Consider the following 14,480-nt stretch of genomic DNA (forward strand, 5'->3'; position numbering starts at 1 on the left):
CGGGAGTCATGAGCGGCTCGGACGGCGTCACGCGGCGCCGCCGGTGCCATACTCAAGCCGAAGCACGCAGAAATGAGGGATGGCCAGGTGGGCAACGCGACGGCCGGTCGGAGCGAGACGAGCGGCGGCCGACGGCGGGCGATCATACGGGCCGCCGAACGCCTCTTCGCCCAGGAGGGCTACCACGGCGCGACGATGCGCCAGATCGCCGAAGAGGCCGGCGTCCAACTGTCCCTCGTCGTCTACCACTTCACCTCGAAGCTCGGACTGTACTCGGCGATCTTCGAGGAGCGCCGGTACGTCAACGACGAGCGGTTGGCTCGTCTGAAGGCGATCCCCGACCTGCGCGCGGACAACGCCGTCGAGCAGATCGTCAGCGCCTTCACCGATCCGGTGCTCGCGCTGCACGACGACCCGGACGGCATCTGGTTCGCCCGTCTCGTACTGCGCGAGGCCGCCGACCCGTCCAGCCAGGAACGCCCGGTCATCCGGGACCAGTTCGACCCGCTGGCCCGCGAGTTCGTCGAGGCGCTCAAGGTCGCGCTGCCGGACAAGCCCGCCGGGTTCCACCACTGGGCGTACCTGTACTCGGTGGGAGCCCTCACCCAGAGCGCGTTCGACACCCGCGTGCGCAACCTCGCCAACGAGCCCGGCTACGAACAGAAGCACGCTCTCCTACGCTCCTACCTCACCGCCGCCCTGCGGTACGCCTGATCCGGCCCGGCCGACCGGGTTCCCGTCGGCGCGGTGAGGGCGGCGCGCACGGGTTCCAGACTCAGAACGGTCCCGGCGACCCGATCCGGTGGGGGTGTCGGGTGGGCCAGCCGGTCTCGGAGTCCTAGCTCAGACACCAGCCGCAAAGTGGCGGGTGATCGCGCGCTCGCCGCTGTGGCGACCTGTTCGTCGGGGTTGCGAGCATGTGCATAGCGGTGGCGGGTGTCCGCGAGGAGGGACGATCTCTGCCGCCCTCCGCCACGCCCCGCGCAAGGGCTGCTCGTCGGCGCTCAGGAGGCGAGGATGCCGATGCCGTCGCCGAGCAGTTTGAGGCCGAGGACGAAGAAGAGGACGGCCATGACGGCGGCGTTGTGCTGTGCGGCCCAGGTTCGCCAGTTGCCGAGGAGGCGTTGGGCCCGTTGTCCCGTGAAGAGGTAGACGGCCAGGGGTGCCAGGACGCCGAGGGAGGCGATGAGCACGAAGAGGGCGAGTGTCGCGGCCTGTTGGGGCACGGGGAGTCCGGTCGAGCTGATCGATGCGCCGGCGGCGAGGGTGAGGGGGGCGTTCTTGGCGTTGGCCGCCGACAGTGCCACGCCGAGTCCGAGGATCTTGGGCGGGGTGAAGCGGTCGATCGCGGCCAGCCATTTCGGGAGTTGTGCCTGGGAGGGGTCGGTGGGGCGGTGGCGCCATTGTCGGGCGCCGAGGAGGGTCAGTAGCAGGCCGAGGGCGAGTTTGAGGGCTCCTACCCAGGTGGTGGGCTGCTTGTGGCTGGAGGCGCCGCCGGAGCCGCCCACGGCCAGCATGATCGCTCCCAGTACCGCCAGTCCCAGGAGCCAGCCGAGGGCGAAGAGAACGCCGTTGAGACGTCCACGGGGGGTGGCCAGGATGAGGATGATCGCCACGATGGGCAGCGGGCTGACCGCGACGCCGGCGGCCAGGCCGAGTACGTCGCCCACGGCGTGTCCCACGATGCCCTCCTGGCAGATGGGTACGGGCGGCCGAAGCCGGAGCTGTGGCCGCCGACTTCGGCAGATCATGCACGGCTCAGCAGGCTGCTCAGCGCGTAGTCCTTGTCCATCGTCGGTGGCGGGCAAGGGACAAGGCGCGTCGCCGGATGTCGAACGGGTGAGGAGCCGGCGCGGGTCTCGGCATCGTGGGCGCTTCGGCGCGCGGTCGGGAAGCGGGCGCGCCTACGGTGGACGTGAGGGGAGACGGTTCTGTTGGCCGTTCCCGGACTGAGGTCGGCGAGGGGTCGTCTGCCACCGGTGACGGGTGCGGAAGAAGATGATCGAGATGTCGCCGCGGTTCATCCCTTACACGCCGGACGTAGAGGCCGAGGAGCCGGGATTCGACGCGAATCTCCAGACGATCATCGCGCGCATGGAGCACTACATCACCGGCTCGGTGGCCGCGGAAGGCACCGGTCAGGCCGTGCGGGACGCGCACGCCAAGGGGTACGGGCTGGTCCGGGGCGAGGTGCAGATCCTGGATGGGCTGCCCGAGGAGTACGCCCAGGGCATCTATGCCGCACCCGGCCGGCACGACGCGCTCCTGCGGTTCTCCAACGGTTCTCCGCACGCCGGGGCGGATGCGCGCCTGGGGCGCGCGACTGGGCTGGGGCTGAAGATGTTCGACGTCGAAGGGCCAACCTTGCTGGACGACGAACCCGATACCGGAACGTTCGACTACAACACGATCAATGCCCCGGTGTTCTTCTGCAACACCCTGCGGCACTACCTGTTCATCCAGGAGCTGTTCCTCAACGCGAACGCCTACATGGCCGAGGGCGTGCGTGGCCGGCACCGCTTCTACCGCGACTACGTGACGGGGAAGGGCACGCTAGACGAGGACGACTGGGCCTGGGAGGAGTTCTTGACCTTCCTGCGGGTGTCGCAGCGCCCGTTGGTGAACCTGCTGCTGTCGACCTACACCACGATGGGCGCGGTGCGGCACGGCGACTACATCGCCAAGGTGCGCATCGCCCCGGATCCGGCGTGCGCGGCGATCGTGGCGGAGCGGCGCATGGACGTCACGTCCGCGGCGGAGGTCTTCCGCCCGGCTCTGGCGGCCGAGCTCAGCAAGCGGCCGTACACCTTCGACATCCAGGTCCAGCTCTGCGTCGATCTGGAGCGCATGCCGGTGGAGGACCTGACCGTCGAATGGCCCGAGGAACTGTCCCCGTACGTCACCGTGGCCAAGCTCCGCCTGCCCCAGCAGGACATCTCCGGTGAGGAGAACCTCCGGCGGATGGACGCCCTGTCGTTCACGCCGTGGCGGGTGACGGCCGCGCACCGGCCGCTGGGCCGCATGATGCGCGCCCGCAAGGAGGTCTACCGCCGTTCCTCCCTCCTTCGTCACCGCCTCAACCAGCAGGAACGGCGCGAACCGCGCACCGCGGACGAGGCGTTGCCGCTGAAGGCACCGCTCATCCATCACTGACTGCGGACAGCCGCACACAGTCAGGGCCCGTCCCCCGAAACCACGGAGAGATCACGCGATGGCAGACAGCACCACACGCCGAGCGCAGGAACTGGAGTTGGACGACATCCAGGGGACCCTGCTGCGGCAACGCCCCTCCCCGTACACCGGCGCCTACTTCCTGCTCCGCGTCGACGAGGCCACCGACGGCCGCCTGTTTCTCAAGCGTCTGGTGCCGCATCTGGCCTCGGCGGCCCGCTGGTGGGACCCGCCGAGCCGGGCCTGGCTGAGCGTGGCGGTCAGCCACGCCGGCTTGCGGGCGCTGGGGGTGCCACAGGCGTCCCTGGACAGCTTCCCTGACGCCTTTCGCGAGGGCATGGCGGCTCGCGCCGACCGGCTCGGGGACACCGGCGAGAGCGCCCCCGCACACTGGGACGCGCCGCTGGGCAGCCCCGACGTGCATCTGGCCGTGTCCGCCTTCGCCCCGGATGACGCGGCACTGGAGTCGCTGCTGCAGACGGGCCGCGACGCCCTGCGCGACCTGTCGGGAGTGCGGCTGATCTACCGCCTGGAGGCGTCTCAGCTGCCGACCAAACGCACCCATCTGGGCTTCGTCGACGGCATCGGCGAACCGGACATCGAGGGCGCCGGCGTGGCCAGCGTCCTTCAGGCGGGCCAGGACCCCTACGGCTACCTGCCTGGTTTCGGTCCGACCATCAAGGCCGGCGAATTCCTCCTCGGTTACGAGAACCAGCTCGGCCGGCTCGCCCCCATGCCCCAACCTGAGACGCTGGCCCGCAACGGCACCTACGTGGCCTTCCGCAAACTCCACCTCAAGGTCGCCGACTTCCGCCGCTACCTCAGGGACAACGCCTCCTCCCCCGACGAGGAAGAGCTGCTGGCCGCCAAGATGGTCGGCCGGTGGCGCAGCGGCGCACCCTTGGTCCTCGCCCCCGAGCACGACGACCCAGACCTCGCCGCCGACCCCACCCGCGCAAACGATTTCGCCTATGCCCAGGACGACCCCGCCGGCCTGCGGTGCCCCATGGGCGCCCACATCCGCCGCATGAACCCCCGCGACGCCCTCTCCGACACCCTGGTGGACGTCCGCCTCCACCGTGCGCTGCGCCGCGGCACCACCTACGGGCCCCTGCTCCCCGAAGGAGAGCTGGAGGACGACGGCGTCGAGCGCGGCATCGTCTTCATCTTCATGGGCGCCGATTTGGTCCGGCAGTTCGAGTTCCTCACGGCCCAGTGGGCAAACGACGGAGACTTCGTCGGCCTGGGCACCGAGAAGGACCCCCTCATCGGCGACAACGACGGCACCGGCACCTTCACCATCCCCCGGCACCCCGTCCGCCGCCGCCTCCAGCAACTGCCCCGCTTCGCCCTCACCAAAGGAGGCGAATACCTCTTCATGCCCGGCATCCGCGCCCTGAACTGGCTAGCAGAACTTGAGACTTGAGCAGCCGGCCGGCTACCGCAGGCGAGGTTCCCGGGCTCGGCACCTGCGCAGCACCACCCTGAGAAGGACCGTCTGACATGACCACCCACGCTGAGAAGCGGACCCGCCCCGGGCTCCGGCACGGCAGGACCAACGAGTTCACTCTCTTCTTCACCGTAAAGCCCGGCCACGGGCAACAGATCCGCGAGATCTTCCAGCAGCCGGGATTCGAGGACCGCCGCAAGGAGATGAGCGCCCGCATCGGCACGCTCCACGACGCCCGTTGGGTCCTCTTCGACGACGACACACGGCTGATGTTCGCCACGAACTTCGACGGTGACTGGGACGCCTACATCGACGACTTCGCCAAGTACATCCCCGATGTCTTCGACGCCATCCTGCAGCACACCGAGGACTACCCCGGCATCTCGGACCCCCACATCAAAGACCTCATCGTGGCCCACCAGGCCACCGCATGCTCGTACTTCCGCACCATTCCCGAAGCCACCGTCAAAGACCTCCAAAAGGCAGTGGCCGTCAACGAGGCATTCCAGAAACTACTCGACGCCGCGAGCTGACCCGCCGGGCAGAGATCAACCTGGAGGGGTTCGCCCTGCCAGCACCTTCTGGAGACGTTGCGCACCGCTCTCGACGGCCTGCGGGAATCCGCATCCCCTGCGCCGGCGAGACCGCCGTTGGTCACGGAGAGGGCGTTGGGCCCCGATCCGTGCGGCGGCCGCGCCGACCGACGTCGCTCGCTTTCAGACCGGGCCGGCTCTGGACGCCGTTGAGGTGGTCTACTCGGCGAGACGACGCAGCCAGTCGCGCAGCAGCGCCCTCTCGGTATCACGCAAGGGGGACGCGGCGCCGGCTTCGACGGTGAGCGCGGCATCGAGTGCGAGCGCTCGGGACGCCAGGTCCACGCCGGTGGCGACGGGTGGGTCGGTGGTGAGGGACCCGATGATGGTGTCGCGCAGTCGTGTCGAGGTCGACAGTTCCCGCCGCGGCGCCTCTTCGCCGATCAGCGCCAGGGTGGCGCCGGTCGTTGCGGCGTGGACCACGCGGGTTGCCTCATCCACCGGCACCCGAAGGCGCCCGTCGACGGCGGCCCGGTCCAGCAGGCTCACCAGCAGGGCGTGCGCCTCGTCGGCGGCCGGGGGCTTGCGGCCGGGGCGGGCCGTTCCGTACATGAGCACGTAGAACTCGGGGTGCCGCAGGCCGAAGTCGACGTGCAGGTCCCAGCCCTTGTGGAGATCGGCCACCGGGTCCTCGGATCGGGACAGTGCCTCGTGCTTCTCGGCCAGGTACAGCTCGAATCCGTAGGCGGCCAGCTCGGCGAGCAGGCCGTCCTTGTCCCCGAACATCCGGTACAGCGTCGGCGCTGTGATCCCTGCCGCGGTGGCGACGGCCCGCGTGGAAACCGCCTCGCTGCCCCCCTCCTCCAGCAGCTCGGCTGCGACCTGAAGAACCCGGTACCTGGCGGCGTGCCTTCCCTCATCCATGGAACAACGATACGCCATATTGCGTATCACTGAATTATCAGTGCTACGCTCTGCACCGGATCGCTGATTAAAAGCGCTCATCGATCAAGGGGCTACACAGGCCCGCACCAACACAGGGGGTCATGGACCTCTCGTTCCGGCCGCGTACCGCATTCCGCCACGCGTGCCGTACGAGCCCGTCCCGCAACCCTTCCGCCGCACGGGCGGACTGTCAGTCCACCTCGTCGGCACTCAACGACGCTGCGCCAGCACCCGCCGGCGCCATGAGGGGAACCACCATGTCCGACATCTCGATCGCCATCGCCTCCTACTCCGGCTACGGCCACACGGCACAGCTCGCCGCGGCCGTGGCCGACGGCGCGCACTCCGTCTCCGGGACGCAGGTCCACCGCGTGGACGTCGCCTCCCTCGGCGACGCGGACTGGGAGGTACTGGACGCCGCCGACGCCATCGTCTTCGGCTCCCCCACCTACATGGGCACCGCCTCCGGAACCTTCCACGCCTTCGCCGAAGCCACCAGCAAGCGCTGGGCGACCCGCGCCTGGAGCGACAAGCTCGCCGCCGGGTTCACCAACTCCGGCTCCATGAGCGGGGACAAGATGCACACCCTGCAGTACTTCGCGCTCCTGGCCGCCCAGCACGGGATGCTCTGGGTGAGCCTGGGCCTGCTGCCGGGCTGGAACACCACGACCTCCCACCCCGAGGACGACAACCGGCTCGGCTTCTACCTCGGCGCCGGCGCACAGAGCTTCAACGACACCGCCGCCGTGCACGACGCCGACCTGAGCACCGCGCGCCACCTCGGCCGCCGCGTGGCCGAGCAGACCCGCATCCACCGCGCCGGCCTGGCCGCCCAGCGGTAACCCGGACGCCAACACACCATCAACTCCGCTTGCCCCGCCCGCCGTTGGCGGGGCAAGCGGGACAGGAGGGAACATGACCCCCATCACCGAGACCCCCATACAACGGCTGCTGATCGGCGGTGCCTGGCAGCAGGCGACGGACGGCCGGGTCTACGCGGCACACGATCCGTTCACCGGTGACGTGGCCTCCCGCGCCGCCGCCGGTTGCGCCGCGGACGTCGTGCGCGCAGCCGAAGCGGCCGAGCAGGCATGCGGTGCCTGGGCGGCACTGGCTCCGGGCGAGCGCCGACGCATCCTGTGGACGGCGGCCGACAAGGTACAGGAGCGGGAGGCGGAGCTGACCGCGGCGATCACCGCCGAGATGGGCGGCCCCGCCGCCTGGGGTGCGTACAACGTCAAGGTGCTCACCGAGAAGATCCGCTACGCGGCGAGCGCCGCCCACGAGGGTCTGACCGGCCAGGTCATCCCCTCCGAGATGACGGGGCGGACCTCGCTCGCGATCCGTCGCCCCGTCGGCGTGGTCGCCTGCGTCATCCCCTGGAACGCCCCGGCGCTTCTGGTCGGCAACTCGGTCCCGGCGGCGCTGATCACCGGCAACACCGTGGTGATGAAGGCGTCGGAGCAGACCCCGCGCACCCACGGTCTGGTCGCCGAGTGCTTCACCGCGGCCGGGCTGCCCGACGGGGTGTTCAACCTGGTCACCAACGCGCCCGAGGACGCCCCTGAGGTGGTGGACGCGCTCATCGCCCACCCGGCCGTGCGGCGCGTCCACTTCACCGGCTCCACCCGGGTGGGCCGCATCATCGGCGAGAAGGCCGCCGGGCACATGAAGCAGGCGATCCTCGAACTCGGCGGCAAGGCACCGGTCATCGTCCTCGCCGACGCCGACCTCGACCAGGCGGTCAGCGCGGCGGCCTTCGGCGCGTTCGCCAACTCAGGGCAGGGCTGCCTGTCCACCGAACGCGTCGTCGTCGACCGCACAGTCGCTGACGAGTTCTGCCGGCGCCTGGCCGCGCTCGCCGACACCATCGCCTACGGCGACCCCCGCGACCCGCAGACCGTGCTCGGTCCCGTCGTCGGCCCGGCCGCCGTCGCCCGCCTGGCGGGCCTGGTCCAAGACGCCATCGAGGCGGGCGCGCGCCTACTGGCGGGCGGCAGCCCCGACGGCCCGTGCTTCGCCCCGACCGTGCTGGCCGACGTCACGCCCGACATGCGCGCCTACCGCGAGGAGTCCTTCGGCCCCATCGTCACCGTTGTCGCCGTCGACGGCCACGAAGAGGCCCTGCGCGTGGCCAACGACAATGACTACGGCCTCACTTCGGCGATCTTCACCCGCGACATCCCCCTCGCCCTGAACCTGGCCCGGCGCATCAACGCCGGCATGTGCCACATCAACGGCGCCTCCCTCGACGACGAACCGCAGATCCCCTTCGGCGGCGTGAAGAACAGCGGCTACGGCAAGTCGGGCGGACGGTCCGGACTGGAGGAGTTCACCGAACTCCAGTGGATCACCATCGAAGGCCCACAAGCCCCGCGCTACCCCATCACCGAATGAGCGCGCCCCTCCCGGCGCGACAGTCCCCAACGGCACCCGCCCCTGATCCGGTGCGCTCGCAACGCCGACATCACCACCTTCGTCGCCGAGCCCAGACCCGGGCCTGATCACCGAGCCGGCGGGACAACAGGCCAGCCAGAAGGCCGAGTTGGGATGGTCGCTGCGGCCCATGACCCGCAAGGCCGCCTCCGCCGATCCGCCGGCGAGTCCGAACGAGGTGCGGCAGTGGCCTTCTCCGAGTACGCGACAACCAGTGACGGGACCGGGCAACTGGCCGGGATCGCCGACTACTTCACCAAGATCGAGCAGGGTTGGCACGCTCCCCCGACCCGCACCGGCGCGGATGCCCTTGCCACCGTGAAGATCGCCATCGCCGAAGCCGAACGGCGAGATCCGCCCGGTGAGGTTCATGGCGTCTTGAACGGCCCCTCAACCAGGCGAATCGGCCTTGTCAGTGCGGCTCGGCGACTCCGCCAGGGTCGCCGTGGTGCCGGTCGGCCAGAGCGGTGATTCCCGCCGTGGCCGCGGTGGCGAGGTCGGTGACCATCGCGTCGTCGACGGGCAGATTGAGGATGTACAGAGCGGACGCCAGGGAGCCGAGCAGCACCAAGTGGGCCATCGCGGGATCGACCGCCCCGGCCAACTCTCCACGGGCCACGGCCTTTTCGATGATTTCGGCGAAGATGGCCTGTTCGGCAGCGAGGAAGGTGTCCTGGAACCGCGCGTCCAGTCCGGGATTGACGGCGATCTCGCCGATCAGGGCCGGTGCGAGCTGTCGGGCCGCCGGGGTGGCCATGCGGAGGTGGAACGCGCGGACCAGCGCCAGCAGGTCCCCGTGCAACGAGCCGGTGCCGGCCAGCGGCGGCAACTGCTGCTCGTACATGGTGGCAGCGAATGCCATCTCGGCCTTGGACGCGTAGCGGCGGTAGATCGCCGCCTTGCCCACCCCGGCGCGCGCCGCGACCTGATCGACGGTCAGTGCCGGGTAACCGACCTCGTCGATCAACTCGCGCGTGGCCTGGAGGATCTTGTCATCCACGCGGCCATCTCTGGGGCGTCCACCCCGTTGCCTTCTCGCCGTCATGCCTGCACTATACGGAACCAGGGTTTCGGAACTGCGGTATCGGAACCGCGACTTCAGAGGTCCCCGGACCCTGCTACGCAGCGGCAACCGCGGTGAAGTCGCACCACGCGGCTTCGCGACAAGAACGGAGAACTCGGATGATCAAGTGGGCTGGCTGGATCGTCACGTTATTCGGAACCGCACACACGCTCCTTGCCCTGACGGTGGAAAGGGCCGCGCGCCATGCCGGGACATGGTTCAGCGGCGGGCTGTGGAGCGAGGACCTTGCCAACATGAGCCCGGCGGGCAGCGCGTACTGGCTGAGCCTGGAAAGCTTCGGCCCACCGCTCGTCCTGGTCGGCCTGACGGTGCTGTGGCTGGACCGCCGCGACATCACCCCGCCGGCGTTCATCGCCTGGGCGTTGGGGGCCTGGACCGTCGTCGACGCCGTAGTCCTCCCGTTCACGCCCTGGCCGCTCATCGCGCTTGCGTGCGCCCTACTGCTGATCGGAGCCCGCCGTGCCCACCGCGACAACCCCGTACCCAAGGCCGGGCTTCCACGAGCGTGAAAACAAGTCACGCCAGTGACAGGCGACATGCGGGTATGAGGCTCCCCAACAGCAAGCACACCGAACCGACAACGCCGGGACCGCATCATGCCCTCGCGCCGACAGGCACGGCACGGGCTGGGCCGTGAGCGCGTCGACGACTACACGTAGCCACGATCTGCGGTCGGCGGGTCCAGCACGCTGGCGCCGGCCGCCGGGAGTGCCTCAGGCCCGATCGGCCATCAGCCCGCCAGCACGGCGGCGAAGCCAGCCGACGGTCGAACGCGGGCTCGGGCGTCAGGACTCCCGCAGCCAGGTCAGGGCGGACTGCTTGATCTCCCGCTCCAGTTCGCTGCCCTTGGTGGCGAAGACGCGGCGTACCGGGAAGCCGCTCTCCTGGAGGAGGTAGGCCAGCGCCGCGTACTCGCGCGGGTACGCGGCGACGGCTTCGCGGTCGATCTCCACGACGCCTGCGGGGAAGGTGAAGGAGGCGAAGTCGTAGACGCTCTTGCGGTCGAGGATGCGCCACACCCCGTCCCGGCGCTCCAGTTGGTCGATGAACCGGTTGTGGCTCTGGCAGCCCAGGCCGATCCGGATGTTCTCGCCGACGATGAGCGCGTTGGTCTCGCTGACCGCGCGCGTCCCGTCCGCGGAGAAGGTCACCACCGGAGCGGTGATCAGGTGCTTGGACCGCAGGTCGGAGGCGCCCATCTTGGCGGAGGCGTCGACGAATTCGTGGGCCGGGCCCTCGAACCAGGTGATCTCGATCCGCGCCTCCGGATGGAACAGGTCCCGGAGCCGGTCCCATTCGCCGAGGTCGCGATGGATCCAGCCGGTCATGAGGTCGGCGATGTCCTGACGGTCCTGAAGCATTGCTGTCATGGCACCAGCCTCCACCCCCGCGATCGATCGGTCCAATAGGCGGGACCCGGGGGCTCGTTCTCGCCGGCGGGCCGAGGCCGGCGGCGTCTCGGCCTCAACCGAACGGAGCGGCGCGGTGAGAGCGTTGCCGATGCTGCATTGCCTATGCGGCGTTGCCGATGGGTCACTTCTCGCTGTGCGCGGCGCGATAGTCGCCGGGGCTGAGGCCGTAGGCGGACTTGAAGACGCGGCTGAAGTGGGCCGGGTCGAGAAAGCCCCAGCGGGCTGCGGTCGAGGCCACGGTGCGGCCGGCCGCGAACGAGCCGGTGAGGTCCCGGCGGCAGCCTTCCAGGCGGCGCTGTCTGATCCAGGCGGTGATGGTGGTCTGCTCCTCGGCGAAGAGCTTTTGCGCGTGGCGCAGGGAGATGTGGTGTGCCTTGGCTATCCGCTCCGGCGACAGGTCGGGGTCGCCGAGGTTCTGGTCGATATAGGCGCGGATGCGCAGGAGCGTGCGGCGACGCGTGGCATGTGCGTCGTCGCGGCTCGGGCGGGTGCACCGCTCGGCGAGCATGGTGGCGAGCAGGTCGCCGGTGGTCTGGGCGAGGCTTTCCGCGCTGTCCATGTAGTCGCGGAGGTTCTTGGCCAGTCGGGTCAGGAACGGGGAGACCAGGGCGCCGACGCCTTCGGCCGCGGAGAAGCAAGTCGCCGTCACCTCGTCGGTCTGACCACTGTCCAGGTGTGCCAGGCGGTGCGGGAGCATGAACTCCAGCATGGAGAAGCTCTCGCGGCACAGGAGCGTGTAGGGGCGCGCGGTGTCGTAGCAGGCGATGTCGCCGGGGTGTAGCTCGGCTTCCCGACCGTCCTGTTGGATCAGCGCACTGCCGCCCTGGATCACGCCGACGAGCAGGAACTCGGCGTCGGAGCGGGCGATCAGTCGGGGCGTGCGGTCCACCCGGCTCGGATCGGCCACCACCTCGGCGATCTGGACGGCGCCGAGGCGGTCAGCCTGGATCCGGCCGTGGAACGGCTCGTCGGTCAACGGCTTGACGTGGACCGGCACGAAGCTGTCGCAGACCACGTCCTGCCAGAACGCGCGCCGGTCGGCGATCGCGTGGTCTTGGGTCCGCAGCACCACCGGCATGGCTCGTTCTCCCGCTTCCGTGCGCGTACCGACAACGGGGTGTGCGCGTGACGGCAATCCGACCGCCTGCTCCCCCGGCATCGTGAGAGCACCAAGTTAACCCGATGGGAGAACGCGCATGCCCTACGCAGCCGTGAATGGTCAGCAGCTCTACTTCGAAGACAGCGGCGGCGACGGCCCGGTGGTCGTCTTCAGCCACGGCAACCTGATGGACCGGCGGATGTGGGCGCCGCAAGTCGAGGCGCTGCGCGGCGAGTTCCGGTGTGTGGTGTGGGACGAGCGGCTGCACGGCCTGTCCAAGGACGACGGCGAGCTGTACACGTACTGGGAATCCGCCGACGATCTGCTCGGTCTGCTCGACCACCTCGGGGTCTCGCGGGCGACGCTGGTCGGGCACTCGCAGGGCGGGTTCCTGTCGCTGCGTGCGGCGCTGCTGGCGCCCGAGCGGGTCAGGGCCCTGGTTCTGGTGGACACCGCGGCCGTGGCCTGGCCGCCGGAGGCGCTGGCGCAGATGAGCGGGGTCAGCGAGGGTTTCCGGGCCGGCGGCCCCGACGCGGTGGCCCTGGTGCTGCTCGACCTGCTACTCGGCAGGCCCGGCATCCACGAGGAGTGGCTGCGCGCGTGGCGCGAGCAGCCCCGCGCGCGGCTGGCGGACGCGGTTGCCGTGCTCATGAACGTGGACGACATCTCGGGGCGCCTCGGCGAGATCACCGCGCCGGCGCTGATCGTGCACGGCGAACGTGACCAGCCGGTCCCCCTTGCGCTCGGGCAGATGCTCCGCGACCAACTGCCCCGGGCCCGGGGCATGATCGTGGTTCCCGGCGCCGGCCATACCCCGAACCTCACGCACCCCGAAGCGGCCAACGGCCCGCTCACCACTTTCCTGCGGCACCACGCCTGAGCAGAGAGGAACTCCGACATGACTGCGCCCACCGACCCGACCGCGCTCCCCTCCGCCTTCCAGGACGCGCTGAACGCCCGCGACGTCGATCGGGTCCTCGCGCTCTACTCGCAAAACGCGACGATGCGCACCGTCACCGGCAAGGTGATCAGCGGCTACGCCGCGCTGCGCGAGGAGGTCGAGCAGACCATCGCCGCCGCCCCGCACATCAGCAACACCACCCGCCACATCATCGCCACCGACGACACCGCCCTGGTGATCGTCGACTGGGCGATGGAGCTGAATGCGCCGGACGGCGAGCGCGTCAGGGCGTCGGGCACCACAGCCAACGTGGCGAGCCGCGGACTCGACGGCACCTGGCGGTTCGCCGTGCTCAACCCGACCGGCACCGCCTCGTGAACGGGTCCGCACGAGCGGGGTCAAGTCGACCGTCGTACAAGGGACTTCGCCGTGTGCTGAGACGTAACAGTTCCGCGGAGACGGCGAACCCTCCCCAACGACATCGTCCAGCTCGCACCGAGTTCAGTGCGAAGGCGTCCGAGCGCTTGGTGTACCGCCTCGTTGAAGTTGCGGCAATCCACTTCACGGCACGGCCCCGGGTCCGGTGGGTAGTCCCAGTTCAACGACGTGTCGTAGCGAACTATCAGCCTGCTCAGGCAGTCGCGGAGGTCGTGATTGATCGGTAGCCGGCCCGGATCGACCGAATACCCCCACACCTCTCGTCCTGTCAACGACGAGCAGCTACACGCAGATCGAGTCGAAGAAGGCCGTGAACGCGCGCGGCATGAAGTCGCCGGACCGCACCGAGGCCGTGCTGCTCGCCCTGTACGGGCCGGAATCTCCAGGCAAACCGCGCCGCCGTGGCCTCCTCAACTGGCCGTGTTACAGGTGCTCGAAGAAGCGGGTCCACCACGTCGCTCGGCCCTGATGCGGGCCATAGCTGATGCAGCAGAACCCTTCGCCGGCGAGCCACGTCGTGCCGTCGTAGGGCTGGTGCAGCAGTCGTGGGGGAACCACCGTGTAGCCGAGATCGCGTAGGGCAGCCTCGATCCGGCTACGGTCCGCTGTGCTCAGTGCACCCTCCCGGACGGCATGGTCCAGGTCATCGTGGCTATCGGGCCACGGAGCGGTCACCACCGCCAGGTTGCCGAAGTTGCTCAGCCGCACACTGAGGAGCACGCCCGCCTCGGTCGCCCCCACTGGCAGGGCGGCTCGGAAGCAGTAACTGGCGTCCTGGACCTGGTCGTCGAGTTCACAAGCACAGCCGAAGTCTTTGGACAGCCGCTCTTTGAGCCGGAGCGCTTGCGACTTCGCCAACGGATAGTTGAACCCGTCGGGAAACTCCAGGTGGTCGGGGCCAGGCAACTGGTCCAGAGCGTGGAGCAGTGCCAGGACCTGCGCGTCGTTGTCCATCACGCCTAGCCTACTGTCCTGTCGCAGTGCCTCTGGCAGAGAGCAAGCTGCTGACCT

General features: G+C 69.5%; 15 protein-coding genes. 9 read left to right on the forward strand and 6 right to left on the reverse strand.

Annotation, left to right across the window (positions count from 1 at the left end; all coding sequences use genetic code 11):
* Positions 1-87: 87 nt before the first annotated feature.
* Positions 88-714, forward strand: a complete 627-nt coding sequence (locus PV796_RS02630; RefSeq protein ID WP_274911156.1) for a TetR/AcrR family transcriptional regulator — start codon at positions 88-90, stop codon at positions 712-714.
* Between the two features lie 290 nt (positions 715-1,004).
* Here PV796_RS02630 and PV796_RS02635 read toward each other — a convergent pair whose 3' ends face one another.
* Complete coding sequence (locus PV796_RS02635; RefSeq protein WP_274911158.1) at positions 1,005-1,682, reverse strand: GAP family protein; 678 nt, start codon at positions 1,680-1,682, stop codon at positions 1,005-1,007.
* 316 nt (positions 1,683-1,998) lie between these two features.
* Here PV796_RS02635 and PV796_RS02640 point away from each other — a divergent pair, with 316 nt between their 5' ends.
* The 3 genes from PV796_RS02640 to PV796_RS02650 all read left to right on the forward strand — a co-directional run bounded on the left by PV796_RS02640 (position 1,999) and on the right by PV796_RS02650 (position 5,154).
* Positions 1,999-3,153 (forward strand): catalase family protein, encoded by a 1,155-nt coding sequence (locus PV796_RS02640; protein WP_274911160.1) that lies wholly within the window; start codon positions 1,999-2,001, stop codon positions 3,151-3,153.
* A gap of 58 nt (positions 3,154-3,211) precedes the next feature.
* On the forward strand, positions 3,212-4,597 hold the full coding sequence (locus PV796_RS02645) for a Dyp-type peroxidase (protein ID WP_274911162.1): 1,386 nt from the start codon (positions 3,212-3,214) through the stop codon (positions 4,595-4,597).
* 77 nt (positions 4,598-4,674) lie between these two features.
* Complete coding sequence (locus PV796_RS02650; protein ID WP_274911163.1) at positions 4,675-5,154, forward strand: hypothetical protein; 480 nt, start codon at positions 4,675-4,677, stop codon at positions 5,152-5,154.
* A 219-nt stretch (positions 5,155-5,373) separates the two neighbouring features.
* On the opposite strand, the gene PV796_RS02655 is transcribed toward PV796_RS02650, so the two are convergent.
* On the reverse strand, positions 5,374-6,078 hold the full coding sequence (locus tag PV796_RS02655; protein WP_274911164.1) for a TetR/AcrR family transcriptional regulator: 705 nt from the start codon (positions 6,076-6,078) through the stop codon (positions 5,374-5,376).
* A gap of 278 nt (positions 6,079-6,356) precedes the next feature.
* Between PV796_RS02655 and PV796_RS02660 the strand changes: the two genes are divergently transcribed.
* Positions 6,357-6,941 (forward strand): flavodoxin family protein, encoded by a 585-nt coding sequence (locus PV796_RS02660; RefSeq protein ID WP_274911165.1) that lies wholly within the window; start codon positions 6,357-6,359, stop codon positions 6,939-6,941.
* A 73-nt stretch (positions 6,942-7,014) separates the two neighbouring features.
* Positions 7,015-8,496, forward strand: coding sequence for an aldehyde dehydrogenase (locus PV796_RS02665; RefSeq protein WP_274911166.1), 1,482 nt, complete (start codon positions 7,015-7,017; stop codon positions 8,494-8,496).
* A gap of 451 nt (positions 8,497-8,947) precedes the next feature.
* Here the strand turns inward: PV796_RS02665 and PV796_RS02670 are convergent, their stop codons facing one another.
* The gene (locus tag PV796_RS02670) at positions 8,948-9,535 is read right to left on the reverse strand and encodes a TetR/AcrR family transcriptional regulator (RefSeq protein WP_274911167.1); all 588 of its coding nucleotides are present in this window, start codon (positions 9,533-9,535) and stop codon (positions 8,948-8,950) included.
* Between the two features lie 182 nt (positions 9,536-9,717).
* Between PV796_RS02670 and PV796_RS02675 the strand changes: the two genes are divergently transcribed.
* Positions 9,718-10,128, forward strand: coding sequence for a DUF6463 family protein (locus PV796_RS02675; protein WP_274911168.1), 411 nt, complete (start codon positions 9,718-9,720; stop codon positions 10,126-10,128).
* Between the two features lie 276 nt (positions 10,129-10,404).
* Here the strand turns inward: PV796_RS02675 and PV796_RS02680 are convergent, their stop codons facing one another.
* Both PV796_RS02680 and PV796_RS02685 read right to left on the reverse strand, forming a co-directional pair.
* The gene (locus PV796_RS02680) at positions 10,405-10,989 is read right to left on the reverse strand and encodes a nuclear transport factor 2 family protein (protein WP_274911169.1); all 585 of its coding nucleotides are present in this window, start codon (positions 10,987-10,989) and stop codon (positions 10,405-10,407) included.
* Positions 10,990-11,152: 163 nt separating this feature from the next.
* Positions 11,153-12,109, reverse strand: a complete 957-nt coding sequence (locus PV796_RS02685; RefSeq protein ID WP_274911170.1) for an AraC-like ligand-binding domain-containing protein — start codon at positions 12,107-12,109, stop codon at positions 11,153-11,155.
* A 118-nt stretch (positions 12,110-12,227) separates the two neighbouring features.
* Here PV796_RS02685 and PV796_RS02690 point away from each other — a divergent pair, with 118 nt between their 5' ends.
* Both PV796_RS02690 and PV796_RS02695 read left to right on the forward strand, forming a co-directional pair.
* On the forward strand, positions 12,228-13,010 hold the full coding sequence (locus PV796_RS02690) for an alpha/beta fold hydrolase (protein ID WP_274911171.1): 783 nt from the start codon (positions 12,228-12,230) through the stop codon (positions 13,008-13,010).
* A gap of 18 nt (positions 13,011-13,028) precedes the next feature.
* On the forward strand, positions 13,029-13,409 hold the full coding sequence (locus PV796_RS02695; protein WP_274911172.1) for a YybH family protein: 381 nt from the start codon (positions 13,029-13,031) through the stop codon (positions 13,407-13,409).
* Positions 13,410-13,892: 483 nt separating this feature from the next.
* On the opposite strand, the gene PV796_RS02700 is transcribed toward PV796_RS02695, so the two are convergent.
* Positions 13,893-14,423: a hypothetical protein gene (locus PV796_RS02700; protein ID WP_274911173.1), complete on the reverse strand. Its 531-nt coding sequence runs from the start codon at positions 14,421-14,423 to the stop codon at positions 13,893-13,895.
* Positions 14,424-14,480: the final 57 nt, after the last annotated feature.

Origin of the sequence: Streptomyces sp. WZ-12, assembly GCF_028898845.1 — a bacterium.
Taxonomy (GTDB): Bacteria; Actinomycetota; Actinomycetes; order Streptomycetales; family Streptomycetaceae; genus Streptomyces.